Below are 21906 nucleotides of genomic sequence, written 5' to 3' on the forward strand. Positions count from 1 at the left end.
GCGGCTGACCCGCTGGGCGCCCGTGGCCGCCGTGCACGTGGAGCGGGTCTCCTTCGACACACACGCCCTGTCGGCGGGCCGGCCGCTCGAAGGGGTGGAATACCAGCAGGGCACCCTCGCCGGGTACGAGGTGCGCGAATACCTGCTGGCCAAGTGGGGCCGGGTGTGCGTGTACTGCGGCAAGCAGGACGTGCCGTTGAATATTGATCACATCCACCCGCGTTCCCGGGGCGGCTCGGACCGGATCAGCAACCTGACCGTGGCCTGCATCCGGTGCAACCAGACCAAGAACGCCACCCCGATCGAGGAATTCCTCAAGGACAGGCCCGCGCTGCTGGCGAAGATCCTCCGGCAGGCGAAGGCTCCGCTGCGCGACGCAGCCGCCGTCAACGCCACCCGGTGGGCGCTGTGGCGGGCACTGGAGGCCACCGGCCTGCCCGTTCACCCTGCCTCAGGTGGCCGCACGAAGTGGAACCGCTCCCGCACCCAAGCGCCGAAGTCGCACACCCTTGACGCGTTGCACGTCGGCCCCCTGGAGAACGTCACCGCCTGGCCGTCGACGGTCCTGGTGGTCACGGCGACCGGGCGCGGCACCTACTGCCGTACCCGCACCGACCGCTACGGTTTTCCCCGGCTGCGGCTGCCCCGGACCAAGCAGGTCAAGGGGTTCGCCACCGGCGACCTGGTCCGCGCCGTCGTACCCAGCGGCAAGAAGAGCGGTGTCCACCGCGGCCGCGTCGCGGTCCGCAGCACCGGCAGTTTCAACATCACCACCCGGCACGGCACGGTGCAGGGCATCCACCACCGCCACGTCCGGCTGCTGCAGCGAGCAGACGGCTACGGCTACACCACCCACCCGGAAGTGCGGCACCGAGCCGCGTTTCCTCCCGGCCCTGAAGGACCGGGTCTCCACGCTGGAGGTAATTGATGACGGACACGTCCCCACAGGCCCAGTCCTCGCCGTCGGCCCCGGCGGAGCAGTTCCAGGAGACGGTCCCGCTCACCGCCGAACACCTGCTCATCAACCGGCGCCACGAGCCCACCGGCGGGTGGCGGCGCCTTGTCTGGCAGTTCTCCGGCGGGAGGATCATCCCCGCGGAGTCGGCCGCGGAGGTCGAACGCCGCACGCTCATGGCCCAGGCCCAGACTCCCGTGGCGAGCGGGCACCACCGGATCGCGGTCATGAGTCTCAAGGGCGGGGTCGGCAAGACGACGACAACCGTGGCCCTGGGCAACACGCTGGCCTCCCTGCGGGGAGACCGGGTCATCGCGATCGATGCCAACCCCGACCGGGGGACCCTCGGTATCAAGGTCAAATCCGAGACGGCCGCGACGATCCGCACCCTGCTCGCCGAGGCTCCTCACATCGTCCGCTACGCGGACGCGCGTGCCTTCACCTCCCAGTCGTCCGCACGGCTGGAGGTCCTCGCCTCCGACACCGACCCCGCTGTGAGCGAGGCGTTCAACGCCGAGGACTACCGTACGGTCGCCGGACTCATCGAGCGCTACTACTCGATCTGCATCACCGACTGCGGGACCGGGCTGCTCCACGGGGCCATGAAGGCGACTCTGGAGCTGGCCGACCAGATCGTGCTGGTCAGCCTGGTCGCGGTGGACGGCGCGAGCTCGGCGTCCGCGACGTTGGACTGGCTCACCGCCCACGGATACGCCGATCTGGTCAAGAACGCCATCGTCGTGCTGAACGCCGTGGAGTCCAAGTCGGACGTTGATGTGGATCTGCTGGAACGCCATTTCAACTCCCGCTGCCGCGCGGTGATCCGCGTCCCCTATGACCCTCATCTCAAGGAGGGCGCGGAGGTGGATCTGGTCCGTCTCCGGCCCACCACCCGGGGTGCGTACCTGCGCCTGGCAGCCGCCGCCGGCCAGGCGTTCGGTCTGCGCCCCGATCGGAGTCACTAGTGCGGCCGGCCGCCGGCGAGCCGGCACTCGACTGGGATCTGGGCCCCCCGCACCGTAGTCCACGGCGGACGTTCATCGTCATCGTCTCGATCGTGGGGACGATTCTCCTGGGGGTCGGCGCATGGCAGATCCTGCGGCCCGAGACCACCCCCTCGACGGTCCAGACCATGGACACCACCACCGCTGCCGTCGTGCTCGCCCCGCCCTCCGGCTACATGGGTGAGGCCGGCTATCCCGTCGGGTTCCCCCACACCGAAATGGGAGCGGTCTCGGCAGCGGCCGCCACGCTGGAGGCGACATGGACGCTGGATTTCCAACAGGCCGAGCAGGCAGCGACCCTGTATGCCCTGCCGGAACAGCAGGAGGCGGCCCGAGCCGGCGCGCGAGCCGTCGTCGCCGAGTGGCGCGAGACCTTGGGCCTGCCCACAGGCGGAAAGCTGCCCAACGGGGCAGCCATGCGGACAAGGACGATCGGGGTTCAGTGGCAGGCCCGCGCCCAGGATCAGATCCAGGTCTCCGTCCTGGTCCAGGTGACCGCGACCAAAGGCAATGAGGACACCGACCCGATCTACTCCAGCCCCTGGGTCATGAATCTGCTCATGAGCTGGAACTCCAGCATGCGTGGTGTGGGCCACGGGGACTGGGTCAACATCCGCGATCCCCTTCCCTCCGCGCTACCTGAGGCCGCCCTGCCCGGCACCCCCGAATTCACCGCCGCGGGCTGGAAGCCAATCTCCGGCCCCGAGCCCATCTCCTAGACCAAGGAATCATCCATGCCCCCACGCAGCCCTTCCCGGCGCGGCACCCTGATCTCCAGTCTCCTCCTGGCGGGGGTGTCCGCGACGACCGGTGCGATCATTGCCCAGCCCTGGTCCGCCATGGCGGACCAGGGCTGGTCCGACACCTCGGCGAGGACCGCACCGGCGGTCGATCCTCCCGCGACAGCCGGCCAACCCCCGCTCCCGCGCGCGCAGACCCCGCCCGCAGGCGAGTCTCCCGATCCCGGGGAGAGCCTGCCGGACGGCGGGGGGGCTCCCTCACCGGACGAGACGTACCAGACGTACGGGGCTGGCGACGCCGCGACCCGCTCCTCCAGCAGGCCGAGCACCAGCGGGACATCCGATTACCGGACCAGACGCACGTCGGCGTCACCGGCCCCCAGAAGTTCCCCGGACATGAACACCTTGTCACAGTCGAGGGAGACCTCCCCGACCAGGAACACCTCATCGCGGTCGCAGGAAACCGGCACCAGAAACTCCCCGGACAAGAGCACCTCGTCACGGTCGAGGGAAGCCGGCCCCCAGCCGCTCCCGACAGGGCTCCCCAGAGCCGACGAGACAACGGCACCGGCACCGGCACCGGCACCGGCACCGGCCAAGAGCGACACACCCACCGTCGATCCCACGGCCACTCCTCCCAGCGCACCGGACCCGGCCCCCAGCGACAGCCCCGCCCCTCCGCCTACGACCCAGCCGGACGTGACCGCGAAGCCGGCCTCTCCGGAGGAGCCGCCCGGACCTGAGCCGGAGCCAACCTCCAGTACCCAGCCCACAACGTCCAAGCCGACCCCGCCGAAGGAGACGGCCAGACCCGCTCCGAACCCCACCACCAGCGCCCCTCCCACGGTTCAGGCGCCCGTACCTCCGGGACCGGTTCCGCCGGCGCAGACGGCCCAGCCCGCGGTCAGCCCGACCGGTCCCTCCGTTCCTGACGGCCCCGCCGAGAAGCCGGCGACGGAACCGGTGACCCTCCAGTCTCCTGAGGCGCTGCCGCTCTCGGCCCCACCGGTCCGGCTCGTCCTTCCGCTGCCACCGCTGACGCACCTCTCCTCCAACGACCTCTGCCAGGCCCAGGGTGCCTCGTGCTGGGGCCTCGCGCCCTGGCATGGCCGTACCTTGGAATCCCCGGCGAGCTCGCTGAACGCCAAGCAGCAGATGTCGCCTCCGTGGGTCTTCGCGTCACTGCCCGCCCGCCCCGTCCTCGCACCGGGTACGTCCGCCTCCTGGAATCCGGCCCCGGTCAGGGCCGGTTGCTGGGGCTTCAGCCCGTCGACGGTCTGCGCCAGATCCCGGGACCGTCAACCCTGATCTGTCGGCCGGGAGGGTGCGGGACCTCGGGTCCCGCACCCTCCTGGGTCTCTAGGTGCTCTGCAGCCCGGCGTAGAGGCCGTGCAGCCGCATCAGTTCCTCGTGGGTGCCGACCTCCTCGATCCTGCCGTCCCGCATGACCACGATCCGGTCGGCGCCGCGGATGGTCGACAGCCGGTGGGCGACGACGAAGACCGTCCGTCCGGCGACCAGGCGGGCCAGCGCCCCCTGGATGAGCTTCTCCGACCGGTTGTCCAGGGCGGAGGTGGCCTCGTCGAGGATCAGCACGCGCGGATCGCGGATCAGGGCACGGGCGATGGCCAGGCGCTGCTTCTGCCCGCCGGAGAGACGGGCGCCCCGCTCTCCCACGACCGTGTCGAGCCCGTCGGGCAGCCGGTCGATGAACTCCGTCGCGTTGGCGTCCTGGAGCGCCTGCCGTACCCGGTCGTCGGGGACGTCGGCCATGCCGTAGGTCACGTTCTCCCTGATGCTGCCCTCGAAGAGGATGGATTCCTGGGGCACGACCGACAGGAACCTGCGGTAGGTACGCATGTCCAGGGTCTCCATCTCGCGGCCGTCGAGCAGGATCTGGCCGGAGGTGGGCCGCAGGAAGCCGATGACGAGGTTGAGTACGGTCGACTTGCCCGCGCCCGACGGGCCGACCAGGGCGATCGTCTCGCCGGGGACCGCCGTGAGGCTGAAGCCGGTGACCGCGGGAGCGTCGCCGCCCCTACCGTCCTCACCGCTCTCCCCGTTCCCACCGTGCTCCCCGTACTCCCCGTAGGAGAACGCGACGTCGCGGAACTCCACCTCCCCGCGGACCGACGTGACCTCTTCCTTGCCCGCGTTGTGCTCCAGGTCGGGGGCCTGCAGCACCTCGCCGATCGACCGCACCGACGCCAGCCCCTTGCTGATCACCGGGGTCACGCTGAGCAGGGAGGTGACCGCGGAGGTGAGGGTGGCGAAGAAGGTGGTCAGCATGACCACGTCACCGGCGGTGATGGGGATGATCTGGTAGTAGGCGACGAGCGCGGAGCCCGTCAGGAAGACGACGCCGAGTGCGTTGAGCAGGATCCAGGCCAGCGCGCCGAAGCTGCCGTTGAGCAGGTCCAGCCGGAGCCCTTTGCGCAGCACCCGGGTCAGGGTGCCGTCGACCCGGTGCAGCGCGTCCTGTTCCAGACCGTGCGCGCGGGTGATCGGGATGAGGGTGGTCATCTCGCTGACGCGGGTGGAGAGCTTCTCGACCTCGCGGCGGAAGCTCTCGTTGTCCTCCCGCAGCCGGGTGCGCATCCGCATCACCAGGAACGCCGCGGCGGGCACGACCACCAGGAAGACCGGGATCGCGGTGGGCACCCGGATGGCGATCACCACCAGGCCGCCGGTCAGCGCGGTGAGCGCCGACAGGCCCATGTCCCCGGCCTGCTGGGCGGTCTGCTCAACGCTCTCGACGTCCCGGATGACCTTGGTCTGGAGTACGGCGGCGCTGACCCGGGAGTGGTAACCGATGGAGAGGTGCTGCATCCGGCGGCAGAGCGCGGAACGCAGGCCCATGCCCATCCGCCGGATCGCACCGTGCATGCAGCGGACGTAGAGCAGGTGGAAGGGATAGTTGAGGAGGAGCAGGGCCAGGAGCGCGGCCGTGTTGATCCACAGCTCCGCGATCGGGCGGTGACCGACCACGATGTCGATGACGTTGGCGGTGATCAGCGGCAGGACCCAGGTGGGGCTGTGCTTGACCAGGAAGGCGAAGACCGCGACGAGCAGCTTGAAGCGGTCTTCGTTGAAGAGGTAGGCGAGTGTGCGGATGGGGTGTTCGCCCCGGTAACGATGATCGAGAGCGCCGACCACAGATCCCCCAAGTCGCTATAAATATCCGCCCAATCCTCCCCTTTCGAGATTTCGTGCGTGTGAGGCTCTCCGGATCAGCCGGCGGACTCCGGTACACCGGAGGTCAGGCGGCTCCGGCCGGGAGGCGCATCTCCAGGATCTGGCCGGGCCACTCACCGACCTTGAAGGTCTCGGTCCTGGTGAAGCCCTGGCTCTCGTAGTACTTCACCAGCCGGCCGTCGTCACCGGCGTAGCAGTCGACCCTGACCAGCGAGACCCCCTGCTCGGCCGCCTCGGCGACGGCGCGCTCCAGCAGGACGGAGCCGACGCCGCGGCCGTGGAACCTCTGGTCGATGACCAGCACCTGGACGTACAGCTCCGGCTCGGGGGCCGGGGAGACGTAGGGCATCGCGGGGCCGAGGACCAGGCATCCGGCCGGCTCGCCGTCGATCTCGGCGATGCGCATCCCGCTCGCGGACGCCCAGGAGGTGGCCTGCTCGACGCGGGCAGGGTTGGTGGAGAACGGCTCACTGCCCCACTGGCCGGTACGGCCCTGCGCGGTCAGCCATGCCACCGCGCTGTCGAACATCCGCAGAACCGCCGGAACATCATCAAGTCTGCCATCGCGGATCATCATCGGCGGATCGTAACAGGGGCGAAGAAACCGGGTCACCGCACATCCCCGGGGAGCATAAACACCCATATTTAGGATGATCTACCACAAAAGGGATTATTGTAGATTCTTATCTACCCCTTATGGAGGATTAGTACACTCAGCGATGGCCGGAGCCCGGCCCCTCAGCCATGGGCGCACGCCCTGGCCCATTCCTCAGGAGTCACGTGAGCAGCGGGTTGATCGACGCACCCACCGAACCCGCGGAGCAGAGTCCACGCCCGCGGCGCCGCAGATGGCTGTGGTTGGTGGTGGCGGTGGCCACCGTCATCGTGGTCGCGGTGGCGGCGACGTTGGGCGGGGCCTACGTCAAGCTGACCGGGAACGTCAAGCACATCGACGTCTCGACGGAGGAGCTGGGGGTCCGTCCGGTCAAGGTCGCGACCAAGGCGATGAACATCCTGGTCGTCGGCTCGGACCTGCGCAGCGGCAAGAACGCCAAGTACGGCAGGTTCCCCGGTGAGCGGACCGACACGATCATGCTGGCGCACATCTCCCCGAAACGGGACAACGCGATGGTCGTCAGTTTCCCCCGGGACTCGATGGTCCAGCTCCCGGAGTGCCCGGCCAAGCAGGGGCTTCCCGGCCAGCGGGCGCACCTGGGAATGATCAACGAGTCGTTCAACTCCGGCGGCATCGGCTGCACCTGGAAGACCATCGAGTCGCTCACCGGCATCCACATCGACCACTTCGTGAAAGTCGACTTCACCGGGTTCAAGGGCATGGTCAACGCGATCGGCGGAGTCGAGATCTGCGTGCCCGAACCGATCAACGACAAGAAGGCCCTGCTCACCCTGCCCGCGGGCCGGCAGACGCTCAGGGGCGAGCAGGCCCTGGGCTACGTCCGGGCCCGCTACAGCCTGGGCGACGGCTCCGACATCGGACGTATCCAGCGTCAGCAGATGTTCATCGCGTCCATGGTCAAGAAGGTGATGAGCGGCGAGACGCTCACCGACCCCGCGAAGCTCTTCGGCTTCCTCGACGCGGCCACCAAGTCCGTCACCACCGATCCCGATCTCACCCCCCTCGTCATGAAGGACCTGGCGACCAGCGCCCAGGGCCTGTCCGCCGGGCAGATCCGCTTCATCACCACCCCCTGGCGCTACTCGATCACCTACCCCGGCCGGGTGGAGTGGGTCGAGCCGCAGAGCAAGAAGCTGTTCCAGATCGTCGCCCAGGACAGGACGGTCGCCGGATCCGGGGTCAAGGGCGGCCAGACCAAGGTGCCCCGATCGAAGATCCAGGTCGAGGTCCGCAACGGCACCAACCGCTCCGGCCTGGCCACGCTGGTGGCCGTCCAGCTGGAGGAGCGGGGCTACCACATCTTCAAGATCGGTGACGCGCCGCACAAGCCGTACCCGAAGACCACGATCATGTACTCGCCGAACGGCGCACCCAGCGCGCCCACCCTCACCCGCGACCTGCTCACCTCCACCGGCAGACCCGTCCCCAGGGCGACCACGCCGAGGCTGATCCTGACCGTCGGTGACGACTGGAAGGGACTCAAGCCCCTCAGAATCGACGACGCCGACAGCCTCAAGGGCTTCGACGCCACCCACGACTCCTGCGCCGGCGCCTGACCACCTCTTAGCTGCGACCCCTCGTAGGGGCGATGAGGACATCACCACCACTCCCCTCGCCCGTACGAGGCGTCGCGTTGCTATCCCCCGTAGGGGCGATGAGGGCCTGGGATGAAGGGCACATCTGGCCCGGAAAAGTCCTTGTCCCGACAGGGCTTCGGCGTAGCGGAGGTTCGTCCCGTTCGCTGATCATGCGAGGCCGAGGACGGTCAGCCCTCGGCTGGTGCCTCGCAAGATGCGACGGACGGTATGAGCGATGTTGTGGGTTCGGTCAAGCGCAGAACACTGATGGCCAGGTCGCAGAATCCTCGGAGTCAGCCGGGGAACAGGCTCGCGAAAAGGTAGAGCGCGAGGAACAGGGCGACAGGTATGACGCGCCACGGCCAGGAGAGGCGTGGCGCGGTGACCAGGGCAGCGAGCGGGTACGCGATTACGCCACTGAGCACGATGAAGGAGCCATCGGCGAATTGCCAGATCGCTACCAAGAAGAAGGCGGCCAGGATGGCGACGGGCCAGGCCGGACGTACTCGCAATAGGTACAACAGTGGCCAGGCGAGAACGATCGCAACCCAACGTCCTATCTCCCACACGTAACCAATAAAGCCGAAACATCCCCAATGCCCACATTGCGCGGAGTTGGCGAATAGAGCGGTCGCCAGGAGTGCCCCTACCAGGAGGCCGAAAGTGAGGATTATCCCGACCAGGCCCGCGAAGACCATCCGCTCGGGGATTCTCTCATCCGTCGAGGATGCGTTCACCTTCGATTGGATCACCTACAAATGGTGACACATAGAATGTTGTTCAGCTATAGCGAGAATGTCTGCTAAAGCAGGCCGATCCCGGATAGTTGCCCAGCCTTCTGAAGTGTTCGCCCAGGGGCCGGCAAAGATTACAGCGCTGGCGCTTCACCCTCCCCAAGTCTGCACCGGACATCACGGCCGTCAGCGACTTTGCCAGAGCCCTGGCCAATGAGGGCCTGACCAAAGAGCGGCTTCGACAACCAGAACACCTGTTGCCATTCCTCGTAGGGGCTATGAGGACTCTTCCGGGCCAAGAGTTTCTGAGCCAATTCCAACCCGATCTTGCAGGTCGTGGGTCAGCTGCGGCCGAGTCGTCTTGATTCACAAACAAAGAAGCCCCTGGTAGAAGGGTTGTCGACCAAGATCAACCATTACACCAAGGGCTCATATGTTGTTCTACCGCGCCGCGCTGCCGTTGTCACACCGAACTCTGACCTATCTGACCGGCGTCATCCGCCGTCACCGGGCAGCGATCGGCTCACCCTGGCGCCGGCTCTCCCCGGGCAAGCAGGCCCTCCTGGTCCTGGTCTACCTGCGTAAGGGCGAGACATTCGCGGAGATCGCTGCGGGATTCGGCATCGGCACGGCGACCGCCTGGCGCTACATCCACGAGACGATCGCGTTGCTCGCCAAGCACTCACCCACCCTGGCTCAAGCACTCCGCACCGCTAAATGCGCCGGACACGCGTTCGTCGTGCTGGACGGCACGCTCATCGCGATCGACCGGGTGGCCGCCGACCGGCCCTATTACTCCGGCAAGCACAAACACCACGGGATGAACATCCAGGTCCTCGCCGCCCCGGACGGTACCCCGCTGTGGACGTCGGGCTCGCTGCCGGAGTCGGTCCACGATCTGAAGGCCGCCCACATCTGGGGCATCATCCGCCGCCTGGAGGCCACTGAACTGATCGCCCTCGCGGATAAGGCGTACGTCGGAGCAGGTCACCATATGCTCGTGCCCTACAAAGACAAGGGCAAGCCACAGTCGCAAAAGACCGCCAACTCCGCCCACGCCAAGCTCCGCGGCCCAGGAGAACGCGCCAATGCCGTCCTGAAGACCTGGCGGATCCTACGAAAACTGCGCTGCTGTCCTCTTCGCGCAAGTCAACTCGTCAAAGCGATTCTCGTCCTCCAACTCCGCGAAGCCGGATGAAAAGGTTGCGCAGGTGTCATCCAATGAGGGGAAACCGGTTCGCCAACGGTCCAAGTTCTTTGCGTTCACTTTCGGCCAGCGGCAGGCGTCCGCTGCCCTTAAGGGCATAGGTGACATCGTCCCACCCGAGGTCGACGGCCGACCCGGCAAGACCGTCAAAGGTCCGCCGGACGACGGTAAGCGCCGAGGCCGCGGGCGCCACGACGTCACCGAGGTCAACGGTGACGTCGAGGTGGTGGATCGCGGCCTCCACCGCCCATTGGGCGAGGAAGTCTCCGACCGGCAAGACCTGGCCGCCCTGCTCAATGCGCGTGTCCTTCGGCACTGCCCCGGCTCGGCGGACCACAGCGCGCACAGTCGCCGACAGGTGCGCCACCAGTGCGGTCGGCTTTCGATACGCCGAGGCGACCAGGCGGACGAAGCGGACGTGCGCCAACGCGGTGTCTTCGTTGGCGTCGTTGCCACGCCACACGGACACGAAATCGCTGTCCGGCTCCGTGTCCGTCGGCAGGGCCAGAGCGACCAGCACGTCTTGGGCGCCGAGATGCAGGTGATACAGCACATCGCATACCGCCCAGCCCTGGCATCGGCTCGACCGCATCAACAGGGTGTCGTCGAGGGATGTCGCCAGTTCGTCCAGCGCAGTGAAGGCCTCGGTGAACGCGGTCAGTGCCACCTGGTGGGGGATCGGGCTCAGCATCGTCTTCACGATAAGCGATGATCGCATACAGACTTCGACGCGAACCATGGAATTTGAGCTGTGCTGCCCATGCATGCCCACGTGGCCGCCGAGACTGATCATTCAACTCCGCTTGCCCGACGAACAAGTCAATGCTCAGCTAAGACCCAGCGCATCCTGCATAAACTCCGCTTCCTTCTCTGCCGCAGTGATCGATTCATCATGGTCCGCGGCCTTTGACCCGCAAAACCGCATGAAAAAGACTCCCTGTACAAGGGCAAGAACAAACCCGAGTCCCAGAAGCGGGCCAACCGCTCCCACGCCAAGCTCCGAGGCCCCGGCGAACGAGCGAACGTCCAGCTGAAGTGCTGGAAAATCCTCCGCAAGCTACGCTGCAGCCCTTCCAAAGCCAGCCACCTCTGCAAGGCCATCGCCGTCCTTCAAAACCACCGCGTTGCCCAGGCCACCTGAGGACGGAACGGCTCACTGGTGCGCGTCGTCCCGGAACTTATACCAAGGCCCCTTCACGTGCCGGACATCGCCCGGCCGGCTCGCAGGGCTCCAGACATAGCCGTAGCCGTCCCCTCCCCAGCCCTTGCCTCGGTAGAAGTAGACCTGTTCGTTCTCCCGACGGACGAACTCGAACGAGAGGCTTCCGATGCTTTGATCCCTGAGTTCGACGCCCTCCCCCAGCGTGCGGGCGACCGCCTCCATATTCCCTGACGAATGGATGAAGCGCAGGTCCTCAGCCCAGATCAGGGCCACGATAAGGATGGCAGCCAGGAGCGCCGCCCCCAAGTACACGGCTCTGCGTAACGCAGGCCTTTCCACGCGGCTCGTCTCGATCATGTGATCATCTTCACCTGTGCCCGGGCAGAAGTACGAGGTCGCACGAGGATGAAAAAGGTTCTCTGTACTCGGATGGAGGTTGCTATCCCTCGTAGGGGCTATGAGGACCCCACGGTAAAGCCGCAGGCCAGCGTATGCAACAAGGTGCTCCGAAATCGCTGTTTTGCAGTGAACCTCCGGTAGTGCAGAAAACCCCGGAGGTCTGTTGCAAAAACATGATCCAATTTCCAGGTCTGGCCAGCCCTTGCGTTCGCTGTCCTGGTTCAGTCTGGGACTGCGAAGGTGTAGGACCAGACGAACCGGCTCGCGGCATGCACACCACGGGCGTATTCAACTACCTGGCCATCGGCCGTACGAGTTGTACGGCGGAGCTCAACGACGGGTTCGCCGGGCGGGAGGTCGAGGAGCAGCGTCTCCTCAGCGGTCGGCATCCGGGCGTACAGATCTTCTGTGATCTCCTGCGGCGAGAGCCCTCGATCGCTCAGCACCTGAAATCCGCCGCTCGGTCCGGCAATTCCCGGTGAGGGGTCGAGCAAGGGCGTGCCCTCGACATCAGAAGGACGGTAATACGAGGTCATCGTGTGGGTCGGGGTGCCCTCACGAGTCATGACACGAGCCCGTTCGTAAACCAATGACTCGACTTCAACACCGAGCGCGGTGGCTACAGCCTCGTCAGCAGGGACCAGGGAGACGTCTTGCGTCTGGTGTCCCTGCTGCTCAGTGGCTTCGCCCTCCGAGATCTCGGAACTGAACGCTTGGACCGTGGTCTGTTGCCAGCGATGACGCGCGTAGCGATCGGGGCCCAGCCGCCGGATCGGGTGCGACTCACGCACATAGGCGCCCGATCCATGCCGGGTGGTCACCAATCCTTCGGTCTTGAGCTGGACCAGTACCTTGCTCGCCGTGGTACGGGACACGTTGTAACGCTCAGCGAGATCTCGGACGGAAGGCAGTTTCGCGCCTGGGGGCAGGTGGCCGGTCCCGATGTCAGTCCGCAGGTCGGCCGCGATGCGCCGTGCGGGCGAATGCGAATCCATATGCACGAACATCACCATACCAAAGTGTCGTAGGCCATTTCCTTGACGGTAAGTCGTCCCACCCTCTAGCGTCTAGTGTCGTACGACACTTTAAAGCGGGCTCGCCCGGCGCTTGCGACGACCGGACGAGCCCTTGATCAGGAAGTGACTCCTGACCCATGACCAACCCTAGTGCCGCGGTCCTCGACCGGCAGGCGGCAAGCGGCTGTGGCTGCTTCGCCGATCGACCCCCGATGCCCATGGGCTGCGCCGCCTGCGGACATCCGCCCTACGCCCACGGCTGCGACCAGGCCACACCCGGTCACGACTACGCGCAGCCGTCCGGCGCGCTGATCGCCGAGCGGCTGCGGGTACGCCACCGGCTCGGCCTGGGGCGGGTCCTGCCCGTCTACGGGCCGCCTGCCGTCGTGGCCCCCGACGAGGTGATCCCCCTGGTGCCCGCCCAGCGCCGCCCCGCGCCCCCTGCGGTCACCGCACCCGCGCCCGCCCCGGCGGCCGTCCCCCTGCCCGCCCCTGCCCCTGCTCCGGTCGTGCCGCCCGCGCCCCCACCTGTCCCGCCTGCTGCTCCCGCCCTTCCGGTGCCGGTGCCGGTGCCCAGGACGACGCCCCGTCCTGTCCGGCACCCGGAACCCGCGCTCCGGCCCGCCGCCACCGCACCGCCCCGGCGCCACGACAGGCGACGACCAGCGCCACGCCGTACCCGGGTGACCGTTCGCAGCCCCCGCCCCAAGAGAACCTCGGCGCCTCCGTGCCGAGCGCCCGTCCTCTGCGGTGCGCCCCAGATGCCTTCTGCCCCTCACCTGAGCCGGGTCCGGCCGGACGTCACCAGCGCCGGCCGGACCCCTGACCGGACATCGGAGGTCCGATCCATGCACCACCCTAAAACCGCCACCCCGGCCCCGGCGATCCCCGGCTGGCGCGTGATCCGCAGCGACGCCGGACGCTACTGGGCCAGCCGCGAGGAGCCCTTCCCCGACGACACCGCCTGGAACAGCCCGCCCTTCCGCACCGTGGACGCCGACACCTTCGACGACCTGCAGGCCGAAGTCACCCGGCAGGAGGAAGCCGCCCAGGAGAGCACAACCCCGGAAACGGCCGGGGAGGGAACATGGTGACGCCGCCCTCCCGTGCCCGCACCGCCGGACGGCACCGCCCCGGCTCCGGCCACGCCGCCGTACCTCAGCGCTCCTGGGACCGCGAAGCCCGCGCCGAGGCCGCCCGGCTGGACGATGTCTGGCCGGGCTGGGCCGTGCTGTACGGCACCGGCAGCCGCCTCTTCTACGCCCTGGCCACCTGGCCCGTCCCCGAGCCACTGATCATCTCCGACCACCACCCGGAAGGGCTGCAGGAGCAGATGCGCGAGGCGGAGACGGCCGCCCTCACCGGGAACGGGCACCCGGCAGGGGCGGGGCAGAGGGGGAAGCGTTTGCCGTTGGGATTTTCATCTCTGGAGATGCACAATCCCAACGGATCATGAAAAGGGCCTGCTCATCGGCCCGTCAACGGGAGGTGGGCGTGCGATATATCCTGTCCGTCCGCACCCCGTCGACGACCGGACAGCGCTCCGGACGTCCTCCCCGGCCACGACCATGCCACCGCAACAGGTCAAGATCGCTCATAACGTATGAACACCACGGGGCGCGACTCGTCACCATCGCTCTCGCCGGAGCGTCCCTCGGGATCTCGGGTGTCGCCCATGCGAGCAACCAGGTCGGTTCAGGTGACGCCGCAGGATCCGTAACGGACCAGTCGGCCAGATGAAGGGAAAGGGGAGTACCCACTCCTTTCCACTCTCAACGTATAGCGCACCGGGGGGCTTGCGGCAAGACCCGGGTCGTGCCTCAGAATCGTCGGCCGAGGCCAGAACCTGCGGAAATGGGGGACGCGAAGTGCGTGTGTTGTTGTCGACGTATGGGTCGCGCGGGGACGTCGAACCGCTGGTGGGACTCGCGGTGCGGTTGCGGGAACTCGGTGCGGAGGTGCGGGTGTGCGCGCCGCCGGACTTCGCGGAGCTGCTGGCCGGTGTCGGCGTGCCGCTGGTGCCGTTCGGCCCGTCGGTGCGCACGCTGGTGACCGGCGTGACGCCGCCGTCCGCGGCGGACGCGTTCCGGCTCGCGGCCGAGTTGGTCGCCGCGCGGTTCGACACGCTCGCCGCGGCGGCCGAGGGATGTGACGCGCTGGTGGCGACCGGCTTGATGCCAGCCGGCGCACGGTCGGTGGCCGAGAAACGGGGCATCCGCTACGTGTACGCGTGCTTCCATCCGTTCGAACTGCCGTCGCCGCACTACTCTCCGCCGCGGCGGCCGGGCCGGCCGTTCCCACAGGAGGTGACCGACAACCGGGTGCTGTGGGAGCTGGACGCCCAGAGCGTGAACGCGTTGTACGGCGAGGCACACAACAGCCACCGGGCGTCGATCGGCCTGCCACCGGTGGACAACGTCCGTGACCACGTCTTCACCGACCAGCCGTGGCTGGCGGCAGACCCGACCCTGGGCCCGTGGCAGGAGCTGACGGATCTCGACGTCGTGCAGACCGGGGCGTGGATCCTGCCGGACGGACGCCCGCTCCCGGCCGAGTTGGTGGCGTTCCTGGACGCCGGCGCACCGCCGGTGTACGTGGGCTTCGGCAGCATGCCCATGCGCGCCTCGACGGACGTCGCCCGGGTGGCCATCGAGGCGATCCGCGCGCAGGGCCACCGCGTACTGGTCTCCCGCGGCTGGGCCGACCTGGCCCTGATCGACGACCGGGACGACTGCTCCGTCGTCGGCGAGGTCAACCAGCAGGCACTGTTCGGCCGGGTGGCCGCCGTCGTCCACCACGGCGGCGCGGGCACCACGACGACCGCTGCCCGGGCCGGCGCGCCTCAGGTGGTGGTACCTCAGATCGTGGACCAGCCGTACTGGGCCAGCCGGGTGGCCGACCTGGGCATCGGCGCGGCACACGACGGTCCGATTCCGACCACCGAGTCCCTGTCGGCCGCGCTCAGGACGGCCCTGGCCCCCGAGACCCGCGCACGAGCGACCGCCGTGGCCGGCACGATCCGCACCGACGGGGCGACGGTGGCCGCGAGGCTGCTGCTCGACGCGGTCAGTCGGGAAAGGCCGCCCGTGTCCGCGTGAACCACGCGGGATCGTCGAGCCAGGACCCGGAACACGAGAACTACAGACCCTGAACCGACAACGGCCATGGGGTCCGCGTCAGGCGGAGCGTTGCCCGTCATGGCCACCAGGTCCGTCACGCCTGTCCAGACGCCTTACCGCGCGCAATGGCGCAAGCAACCCCAGATCGGAGCTGATGACTTGAACCCCCTGACTACCAGCGCGTTTGACCTTCCCGACCACCTCTCCCCCAAGGCCGACCCGACGCTGATCGCCGGCGATGAGCAGCACTTCGCGGCCATCGCGGAGAGCCTCGAACAGTCGATCGCCGACCTGTCCGACCGCCTCGATGCCGAGCGCAAGGCGCCCGGCGGCAAAGGCCGGCAGGCGATGGACCGGGACCTGGAGGTCCACCGGCTGACCGGTCGCCTGCGAGCCCTGCGTCGCTTCGGTCTGGATCTGTGCCTCGGACACATGGTCAGCGCGGACAACCCCGAGCCCGTGTACGTCGGACGGCTTGGCCTTACGGACAGCGCGGGTCGTCGGCTGCTGCTCGACTGGCGCTCCCCCGCGGCTGAGCCGTTCTTCGGCGCCACCCACGCCAACCCGATGGGTCTGGCAAGCCGCCGCAGGTATCGCTGGACCCGCGGCCGGATCAGCGACTACTGGGACGAGGTGTTCACCTCGGACGGGTTCGAAGGGCACGCCGCGCTCGACGACCAGTCCGCCTTCATCGCCAGCCTGGGCGGCAACCGGTCGGCCCGGATGCGAGACGTGCTCGGCACCATCCAGGCCGACCAGGACGCCATCATCCGCGCGGGATCCCGCGGCGCTCTCGTCGTCGACGGCGGTCCGGGTACGGGGAAGACCGTCGTCGCTCTGCACCGCTCCGCCTACCTCCTCTACTCCGACCCTCGCCTCGGTCACCACCGGGGCGGCGTGCTGTTCGTCGGTCCGCACCAGCCGTACCTGGCCTACGTCGCCGACGTCCTCCCCAGCCTCGGAGAGGAGGGCGTGCAGACCTGCACGCTGCGGGACCTCGTCGCCGAGGGAGCCGTAGCAGCGATCGAGGCCGACCCGGACGTGGCCCGCCTGAAGTCGTCCGCGGACCTGGTGAAGGCGATCGAGCCGGCCGTCAGGTTCTACGAGAATCCGCCCACCAAGGGGATGACGGTCACCACCCACTGGTCGGACATCTGGCTGAGCGCCGACGATTGGGCCGAGGCGTTCGAAGCACCAGACCCCGGCACTCCGCACAACGAGGCCCGCGACCAGATCTGGGAGGAGCTGCTCACGATCCTGATGGACAAGCACGACGACGAGGCCCCGGCTCACCTGCTCCGCAGGTCGCTGCTGCAGGACAGGGAACTGCTCACGACCTTCAACCGCGCGTGGCCGCTGCTCGAAGCGGCTGACCTCGTCGGAGACCTGTGGTCGGTACCCGCCTACCTGCGGATGTGCGCTCCCTGGCTCAGCCCCGATGACGTTCGGAAGCTGCAGCGCGAGGACGCCCAGGCCTGGACGGTGTCCGACCTGCCGCTCCTGGACGCGGCACGACAGCGGCTCGGCGACCCGGAGGCGTCACGACGCAAGCGCCGGCATGAAGCCGCTCTCGCCGCCCAACGCGAGCGCATGGCCCAGGTCGTCGACAACCTGATCGAGGCCGATGACGACGGCGAAGGCCTCGTGACACAGCTGCGCAGAGAGGACCTCCAGCGAAATCTGGTTGACGAGTCCGAGCTGCCCACCCTCGACCCGGACCTGCTCGCCGGCCCGTTCGCGCACATCGTCGTGGACGAGGCTCAGGAACTCACCGACGCGGAGTGGCAGATGCTGCTGCTCCGGTGCCCGTCCCGGAGCTTCACCATCGTCGGGGACCGTGCCCAGGCCAGGCACGGGTTCACGGAGTCGTGGCAGGAACGGCTCGAGCGGATCGGGCTCGACCGGATCAACCTGGCCTCCCTGAGCATCAACTACCGGACGCCGGAAGAGGTCATGGCGGAAGCCGAGCCGGTCATCCGGGCCGCGCTCCCGGACGCCAACGTGCCGACCTCCATCCGCAGCAGCGACGTCCCCGTCGTACACGGATCTGCTTCGGATCTGGGCTCGATCCTCGACACCTGGCTCGCCGCGCATGCCGACGGGATCGCCTGCGTCATCGGTGATCCCACGTTCCGGGCGACGTCCCGCGTCCGGTCGCTGACCCCGGAGCTGTCGAAGGGGCTCGAGTTCGACCTGGTCGTCCTCATCGACCCGGAGGCGTTCGGCGAGGGCATCAAAGGAGCGGTCGACCGCTATGTCGCGATGACCCGAGCGACCCAGCGACTCGTCATCCTCACGAGCTCCTGACGCCGGCCGGACGCCCACTCCCGGCCGAGTCGGTGGCGTTCCTGGACGCCGGCACACCACCGATGTCCGTGGCCGTCTCTCCGCAGCCACGTCTCAGTGCGGCTACGTCTTGGAATCGATCATCTCGGTCCCGAACCGGACGTGGACCGGTTCGCCCACGGCGACCGCGCGGTAGAGCCACTCGGCGATGTGCGCCGGGACCCGGACGCACCCCGAGGTCGGGCGCTGCGACGGAGGCTCGGGGAGCAGGGGGGCCATCGGGGCCCTGGGCCGGTCGATGCCCAGGAGCCCACCTATGAGGCCGCTCATGAAGTCGCCCCCGGGGTCCCTTTCGAAGGAGAACGTTTCGTACGTCGTCACCAGCGGGTCGAACGTCGAACGCCGGATGCGCTTGACGGTACGGAAGTCTCCCGTCGGGGTGAGAGTGCTGGAGCTGTAGCCGTAACGGCAGAAATAGGGCCCGCCGCCCGTGGAGACATGGGAGATGAGCACCGGGCGGTCACGGCGGTAGGCGGTGAGGAGCTGGCTGTTCAGGTCGATCTCGACCCGCCGGGGCTGCCCCGCGGGGACGAGCGGCGGCACCTGCCGCGGGGCGGCCAGTGCCTTCCAGGTCTCCACTCCGACCTTGTTCTCCGCCGCCAGTCCCTGCGACTTCTGGAAGGCCCAGACCGCGGTCTGGGTCTCCGGGCCGTAGTAGCCGTTCACCAGGCCCGGGAAGAACTTCAGCTCCTGTAACCGTTCCTGCAGCCGTTCCACGCTCTTCGCGTAGTCACCGGGGTGCAGGACCGGCGACTTGGCCGACACCGGTGCCGGGAGTCCCAGCACGCCCAGGATCACAACCACCGTTCCCGCCAGATATTTGATCACATGGCGATGAATACCCCTGCTGATCAGGGAGGTCATTGCCGCTAACGCAAAAAATCGATCTGGGCGTTCCGGCGCGGATCTTCGGTGGGACGGAGGGGCCGCTCCACGAGATGGTCACCTGAGCCGGTGGCGTGGGTCAGCCGTGCCGGAGGTGCTCGCGACTGAGGTCGAGGAGCAGCCGTACGTGGACGTCGGCGAGACGGTAGTAGATCATCCGTCCGGCCCGGCGGCTGGCCACGATGCCCGCGGTCCGCAGCAGCCTGAGCGCGTGCGACACGGCGGTGTCGCTGACCTCCACCGTCTCGGTGAGATCGCAGACGCAGAGCTCACCGGCTTCGAGCAGCGCGTACAGCAGGCGGGCCCGCGTCGGGTCGCCCAGCAGCCGGAACAGATCGGCGAGCTGGGTCGCCTCCTCCGCGGTGACGAGCCGGTCCCGTGTCGCCGCCACCCTGTCCTCATCCGGCTCCATGCTGGCGCAGGCGTCCAGACCGGCGAGGACATTCATCGGCAAACTCCTGAACAGATGCTCAAATGATAATGACTATCGTATCAAGTCCTCCGATCTCGGTGCGGATCTCGCAGGCCGTACCGCACCGCGTCCCCTCGGGTCGGCGTGGCGCTGAGCGGCTCGGCGATGTCCTCCAGGCTCTTCCGCTCGGCCCTGACCCCGAGGAACACCTCGACCAGCCCAGCCGCGATCATGAGGGTGGCGCCGATGGAGAAGGCCAGCGCGGTGTCGCCCGGTCTGCCGCTCTTCACCAGGTTGGCGAAGATCAGCGGGCCGGCGATGCCGCCGACGGAGGTGCCGGTCGCGTAGAAGAACGCGATGGCCATGGCCCGGGTCTCCATCGGGAAGATCTCGCTGACGGTCAGGTAGGCCGCGCTCGCCCCCGCCGAGGCGAAGAAGAGCACGACGCACCAGCAGGCGGTCAGCGTGAACGCGGTCAGCACGCCCTGGTCGAACAGCCAGGCCGTGCCGTACAGCAGCAGCCCGGACCCGATGTAGGTGCCGGAGATCATGGGCACCCGGCCGACGCTGTCGAACAGCGGGCCGAGCAGCAGAGGGCCGAGGAAGTTGCCGGCGGCGAGGACGGCGAAGAAGTAGCCCGTATTAGTATCGATCTTGAAGAAGGTCGACAGGATCTGGGCGTACCCGAAGGTGATGGCGCTGTAGAGGAAAGCCTGCCCGACGAAGAGCGAGAAGCCGAGGACCGTGCGCTTGGGGTAGCGGGCGACCATGGTGTGCGCGATCCGGCCGAAGCCGATGGACTTGCGCTGATGGATGGTCATGGACTGCGAGGGCTCCTTCAGCCGGACACCCTTCTCGTGCTCGACCCGCTCCTCGATCCCGTCGACCACACTCTCCGCCTCCCGGTCCCGGCCGTGGATGAACAGCCAGCGCGGGCTCTCCGGAACGTTCCGCCGGACAAGCAGGATGCCCAGGCCGAGGACCACGCCCATGCCGAAGGCGATGCGCCAGCCCACGTTCACCGCGAAGTTGTTCAGCAGCGGGACGGTCAGCAGCGCGCCACCGGCGGCGCCGAGCCAGTAGCTGCCGTTGATGATGATGTCGATCCGGCCGCGGTGGCGGCTCGGGATCAGCTCGTCGATGGCGGAGTTGATCGCGGCGTACTCTCCGCCGATGCCGAACCCGGTCAGGAACCGGAACAGGAAGAACCACCACGCGGAGAACGACAGCGCGGTCGCCGCGGTGGCGATCAGGTAGACGACCATCGTGATGATGAAGAGCCTCTTGCGGCCGAATCTGTCGGTGAGCCAGCCGAAGAACAGCGCCCCGGAGCACGCCCCGGCCGCGTAGAGGGCCGCCGCCGTACCGGCCACCTGGGTCTGGGTGATCGCCAGACCGCTGCCTTCCTTGGCCAGCTGGGCGGAGAGGTTGCCGACGATCGTCACTTCGAGACCGTCGAGGATCCAGACGGTCCCGAGGCCGATAATGATCATCCAGTGCCACCGTGACCAGGGCAGCCGGTCCAACCTCGCGGGGACCTTCGTGGTCACCGTCTTCGTCTGAACATCACTCATGACCGCAGCGGTTACCTGTTGTGGACCCGCTCATGCCAAGCGGCCCGGCACCCCCGGTGGCACCGCCCTTTTCCCGGCGGGACAGGAGGAAGACCACCCCGGCCACGGCCAGGCCTGCCGTGAAGAGAGCGCGTAGACCGATCTTCAGCGGCCCGATCAGCGCGTCGAAGACGGTGGTTCCCGCCTCGACCGTCATCGCATTCTCCACGTAGTCGGGCAGGTAGACGTTGCGGACCACGGCCAGGGCCCCGGCCAGCGCCACCATGCTCGCCGCCAGGCCGAGCCCCGCGCCCATCAGCGTCTTCCTGCGGTTCTGGGCCAGGAGCACCCCGGTCAGGAGGAAGGCCGGGGACAGGATCGGCGCCACCCACTTCAGCGTGATCAGCCAGGTGTAGACGGTCCGGGCCCTGTCCAGGTCGGCCGGGGAGAACAGGTCGATGGTGGGGCGCAGGACGGGAGCACTCTCTCCCAGCTCCTGCCTGATCACGTCGTCTACCGGAGCCTTGGTCCGCTCGTACACCGGCGTGAGGTCGAGGCCGACGCTGTCCCCCCGCGCGGATGGCACCCGGCTGCCCTCGCCGGCCAGGATCGTCATGAGCCGCCGGTGCGCCGCCCGGTTGATGTCGTTCCAGACGGCGGGGAAGTCGTCGGCTTCGACGGCCGCTCTCACCATTCTGCGGACGAGGTCCTCGGCAGGTGAGAGCGCGTGTCTCCGCAGCGGCTTCGCGACCTCGGAGGTGACGCGCTCCACGACGGCGTCCTGAACGTCCGGCTTGGTGGCCAGCGGAGCCATGGTCGCGACGTAGCGATCGGGGTCGGAGATCTCGTCCGCCACCCAGAGGCTGACGAGCGCGATCGGAGCGAGGAGGCAGCCCATCGCGACCAGGATCGCGGCCATCGCCACGCGCACCGGCTCCCCTTTCTCCTACCTGGGTCTCTTACGG

Annotated in this window: 22 protein-coding genes and 1 pseudogene; 11 read left to right on the forward strand and 12 right to left on the reverse strand. The window is 68.0% G+C overall.

Annotated features, from left to right (window positions below):
• The 3 genes from iscB to ACIN94_RS00015 all read left to right on the forward strand — a co-directional run.
• Positions 1 to 928, forward strand: a 928-nt coding sequence (gene iscB, locus ACIN94_RS00005) for an RNA-guided endonuclease IscB (RefSeq protein WP_400697358.1), incomplete at its 5' end; no start/stop codon positions are given.
• Positions 928 to 1920 (forward strand): MinD/ParA family protein, encoded by a 993-nt coding sequence (locus ACIN94_RS00010; RefSeq protein WP_400697360.1) that lies wholly within the window; start codon positions 928 to 930, stop codon positions 1918 to 1920. The genes iscB and ACIN94_RS00010, both read left to right, overlap by 1 nt.
• Positions 1921 to 2012: 92 nt before the next feature.
• On the forward strand, positions 2013 to 2678 hold the full coding sequence (locus tag ACIN94_RS00015) for a hypothetical protein (protein WP_400697362.1): 666 nt from the start codon (positions 2013 to 2015) through the stop codon (positions 2676 to 2678).
• Here ACIN94_RS00015 and ACIN94_RS00020 read toward each other — a convergent pair.
• Together ACIN94_RS00020 and ACIN94_RS00025 are read right to left on the reverse strand one after the other, a co-directional pair.
• Positions 2675 to 3028 carry a hypothetical protein gene (locus ACIN94_RS00020; protein WP_400697364.1) on the reverse strand — a complete coding sequence of 118 codons (354 nt, stop codon included), beginning with the start codon at positions 3026 to 3028 and terminating at the stop codon, positions 2675 to 2677. The two genes, ACIN94_RS00015 and ACIN94_RS00020, sit on opposite strands and share 4 nt — an antisense overlap.
• Positions 3029 to 3043: 15 nt before the next feature.
• Positions 3044 to 3529, reverse strand: a complete 486-nt coding sequence (locus ACIN94_RS00025; RefSeq protein WP_400697366.1) for a hypothetical protein — start codon at positions 3527 to 3529, stop codon at positions 3044 to 3046.
• Positions 3530 to 3662: 133 nt separating this feature from the next.
• Between ACIN94_RS00025 and ACIN94_RS00030 the strand changes: the two genes are divergently transcribed.
• Positions 3663 to 4007, forward strand: a complete 345-nt coding sequence (locus ACIN94_RS00030) for a hypothetical protein (RefSeq protein ID WP_400697368.1) — start codon at positions 3663 to 3665, stop codon at positions 4005 to 4007.
• A gap of 51 nt (positions 4008 to 4058) precedes the next feature.
• Here ACIN94_RS00030 and ACIN94_RS00035 read toward each other — a convergent pair whose 3' ends face one another.
• Positions 4059 to 5855, reverse strand: a complete 1797-nt coding sequence (locus tag ACIN94_RS00035; protein ID WP_400697370.1) for an ABC transporter ATP-binding protein — start codon at positions 5853 to 5855, stop codon at positions 4059 to 4061.
• 103 nt (positions 5856 to 5958) lie between these two features.
• Complete coding sequence (locus tag ACIN94_RS00040) at positions 5959 to 6471, reverse strand: GNAT family N-acetyltransferase (RefSeq protein ID WP_400697372.1); 513 nt, start codon at positions 6469 to 6471, stop codon at positions 5959 to 5961.
• Between the two features lie 203 nt (positions 6472 to 6674).
• On the opposite strand from ACIN94_RS00040, the gene ACIN94_RS00045 reads away from it, so the two are divergent.
• Entirely contained in the window at positions 6675 to 8087 is a 1413-nt protein-coding gene (locus ACIN94_RS00045) for an LCP family protein (protein WP_400697374.1), read from the forward strand.
• Between the two features lie 314 nt (positions 8088 to 8401).
• Here the strand turns inward: ACIN94_RS00045 and ACIN94_RS00050 are convergent, their stop codons facing one another.
• On the reverse strand, positions 8402 to 8860 hold the full coding sequence (locus ACIN94_RS00050; protein WP_400697376.1) for a hypothetical protein: 459 nt from the start codon (positions 8858 to 8860) through the stop codon (positions 8402 to 8404).
• A 415-nt stretch (positions 8861 to 9275) separates the two neighbouring features.
• Between ACIN94_RS00050 and ACIN94_RS00055 the strand changes: the two genes are divergently transcribed.
• Entirely contained in the window at positions 9276 to 10040 is a 765-nt protein-coding gene (locus tag ACIN94_RS00055; protein WP_400697378.1) for a transposase family protein, read from the forward strand.
• A gap of 16 nt (positions 10041 to 10056) precedes the next feature.
• On the opposite strand, the gene ACIN94_RS00060 is transcribed toward ACIN94_RS00055, so the two are convergent.
• Entirely contained in the window at positions 10057 to 10740 is a 684-nt protein-coding gene (locus ACIN94_RS00060) for a maleylpyruvate isomerase N-terminal domain-containing protein (protein ID WP_400699899.1), read from the reverse strand.
• Between the two features lie 211 nt (positions 10741 to 10951).
• Between ACIN94_RS00060 and ACIN94_RS00065 the strand changes: the two are divergent.
• Positions 10952 to 11190 (forward strand): annotated as a pseudogene (locus tag ACIN94_RS00065) (transposase family protein); the annotation flags it as partial.
• Positions 11191 to 11202: 12 nt separating this feature from the next.
• Here ACIN94_RS00065 and ACIN94_RS00070 read toward each other — a convergent pair.
• The gene (locus tag ACIN94_RS00070) at positions 11203 to 11568 is read right to left on the reverse strand and encodes a hypothetical protein (protein WP_400697380.1); all 366 of its coding nucleotides are present in this window, start codon (positions 11566 to 11568) and stop codon (positions 11203 to 11205) included.
• Between the two features lie 263 nt (positions 11569 to 11831).
• Positions 11832 to 12623: a GntR family transcriptional regulator gene (locus ACIN94_RS00075; protein WP_400697382.1), complete on the reverse strand. Its 792-nt coding sequence runs from the start codon at positions 12621 to 12623 to the stop codon at positions 11832 to 11834.
• Positions 12624 to 12763: 140 nt separating this feature from the next.
• On the opposite strand from ACIN94_RS00075, the gene ACIN94_RS00080 reads away from it, so the two are divergent.
• From ACIN94_RS00080 to helR, 4 genes are all read left to right on the forward strand, one after another.
• Positions 12764 to 13720 (forward strand): hypothetical protein, encoded by a 957-nt coding sequence (locus ACIN94_RS00080; RefSeq protein WP_400697385.1) that lies wholly within the window; start codon positions 12764 to 12766, stop codon positions 13718 to 13720.
• Positions 13714 to 14082: a hypothetical protein gene (locus tag ACIN94_RS00085; RefSeq protein ID WP_400697387.1), complete on the forward strand. Its 369-nt coding sequence runs from the start codon at positions 13714 to 13716 to the stop codon at positions 14080 to 14082. The genes ACIN94_RS00080 and ACIN94_RS00085 overlap by 7 nt, the downstream gene beginning before the upstream one ends.
• A gap of 412 nt (positions 14083 to 14494) precedes the next feature.
• Entirely contained in the window at positions 14495 to 15724 is a 1230-nt protein-coding gene (locus tag ACIN94_RS00090; RefSeq protein ID WP_400697390.1) for a glycosyltransferase, read from the forward strand.
• Positions 15725 to 15904: 180 nt separating this feature from the next.
• A complete protein-coding gene (helR, locus tag ACIN94_RS00095; RefSeq protein WP_400697393.1) occupies positions 15905 to 18052 on the forward strand; it encodes an RNA polymerase recycling motor ATPase HelR in 2148 nt (715 codons plus the stop codon).
• Positions 18053 to 18154: 102 nt separating this feature from the next.
• On the opposite strand, the gene ACIN94_RS00100 is transcribed toward helR, so the two are convergent.
• The 4 genes from ACIN94_RS00100 to ACIN94_RS00115 all read right to left on the reverse strand — a co-directional run bounded on the left by ACIN94_RS00100 (position 18155) and on the right by ACIN94_RS00115 (position 21872).
• The gene (locus ACIN94_RS00100; RefSeq protein WP_400697395.1) at positions 18155 to 18955 is read right to left on the reverse strand and encodes a peptidoglycan-binding protein; all 801 of its coding nucleotides are present in this window, start codon (positions 18953 to 18955) and stop codon (positions 18155 to 18157) included.
• A gap of 100 nt (positions 18956 to 19055) precedes the next feature.
• The gene (locus ACIN94_RS00105) at positions 19056 to 19424 is read right to left on the reverse strand and encodes an ArsR/SmtB family transcription factor (protein WP_400697398.1); all 369 of its coding nucleotides are present in this window, start codon (positions 19422 to 19424) and stop codon (positions 19056 to 19058) included.
• A 44-nt stretch (positions 19425 to 19468) separates the two neighbouring features.
• Positions 19469 to 20962 (reverse strand): MFS transporter, encoded by a 1494-nt coding sequence (locus tag ACIN94_RS00110; RefSeq protein WP_400697400.1) that lies wholly within the window; start codon positions 20960 to 20962, stop codon positions 19469 to 19471.
• Complete coding sequence (locus ACIN94_RS00115) at positions 20955 to 21872, reverse strand: hypothetical protein (protein ID WP_400697402.1); 918 nt, start codon at positions 21870 to 21872, stop codon at positions 20955 to 20957. The genes ACIN94_RS00110 and ACIN94_RS00115 overlap by 8 nt, the downstream gene beginning before the upstream one ends.
• Between the last annotated feature and the right edge of the window lie 34 nt (positions 21873 to 21906).

The sequence above is a fragment of the Streptosporangium sp. NPDC087985 genome, from assembly GCF_044741965.1.
GTDB lineage: Bacteria > Actinomycetota > Actinomycetes > Streptosporangiales > Streptosporangiaceae > Streptosporangium.

Excerpts from the sequence above, each read along its gene's own strand:
- ACIN94_RS00010 (WP_400697360.1), top strand. The coding sequence starts at position 928 with ATGACGGACACGTCCCCACAGGCCCAGTCCTCGCCGTCGGCCCCGGCG.
- ACIN94_RS00040 (WP_400697372.1), bottom strand. The coding sequence starts at position 6,471 with ATGATGATCCGCGATGGCAGACTTGATGATGTTCCGGCGGTTCTGCGG.
- ACIN94_RS00055 (WP_400697378.1), top strand. The coding sequence starts at position 9,276 with ATGTTGTTCTACCGCGCCGCGCTGCCGTTGTCACACCGAACTCTGACC.
- ACIN94_RS00060 (WP_400699899.1), bottom strand. The coding sequence starts at position 10,740 with ATGCTGAGCCCGATCCCCCACCAGGTGGCACTGACCGCGTTCACCGAG.
- ACIN94_RS00070 (WP_400697380.1), bottom strand. The coding sequence starts at position 11,568 with ATGATCGAGACGAGCCGCGTGGAAAGGCCTGCGTTACGCAGAGCCGTG.
- ACIN94_RS00075 (WP_400697382.1), bottom strand. The coding sequence starts at position 12,623 with ATGGTGATGTTCGTGCATATGGATTCGCATTCGCCCGCACGGCGCATC.
- ACIN94_RS00080 (WP_400697385.1), top strand. The coding sequence starts at position 12,764 with ATGACCAACCCTAGTGCCGCGGTCCTCGACCGGCAGGCGGCAAGCGGC.
- ACIN94_RS00085 (WP_400697387.1), top strand. The coding sequence starts at position 13,714 with ATGGTGACGCCGCCCTCCCGTGCCCGCACCGCCGGACGGCACCGCCCC.
- ACIN94_RS00100 (WP_400697395.1), bottom strand. The coding sequence starts at position 18,955 with ATGACCTCCCTGATCAGCAGGGGTATTCATCGCCATGTGATCAAATAT.
- ACIN94_RS00105 (WP_400697398.1), bottom strand. The coding sequence starts at position 19,424 with ATGAATGTCCTCGCCGGTCTGGACGCCTGCGCCAGCATGGAGCCGGAT.
- ACIN94_RS00110 (WP_400697400.1), bottom strand. The coding sequence starts at position 20,962 with ATGAGTGATGTTCAGACGAAGACGGTGACCACGAAGGTCCCCGCGAGG.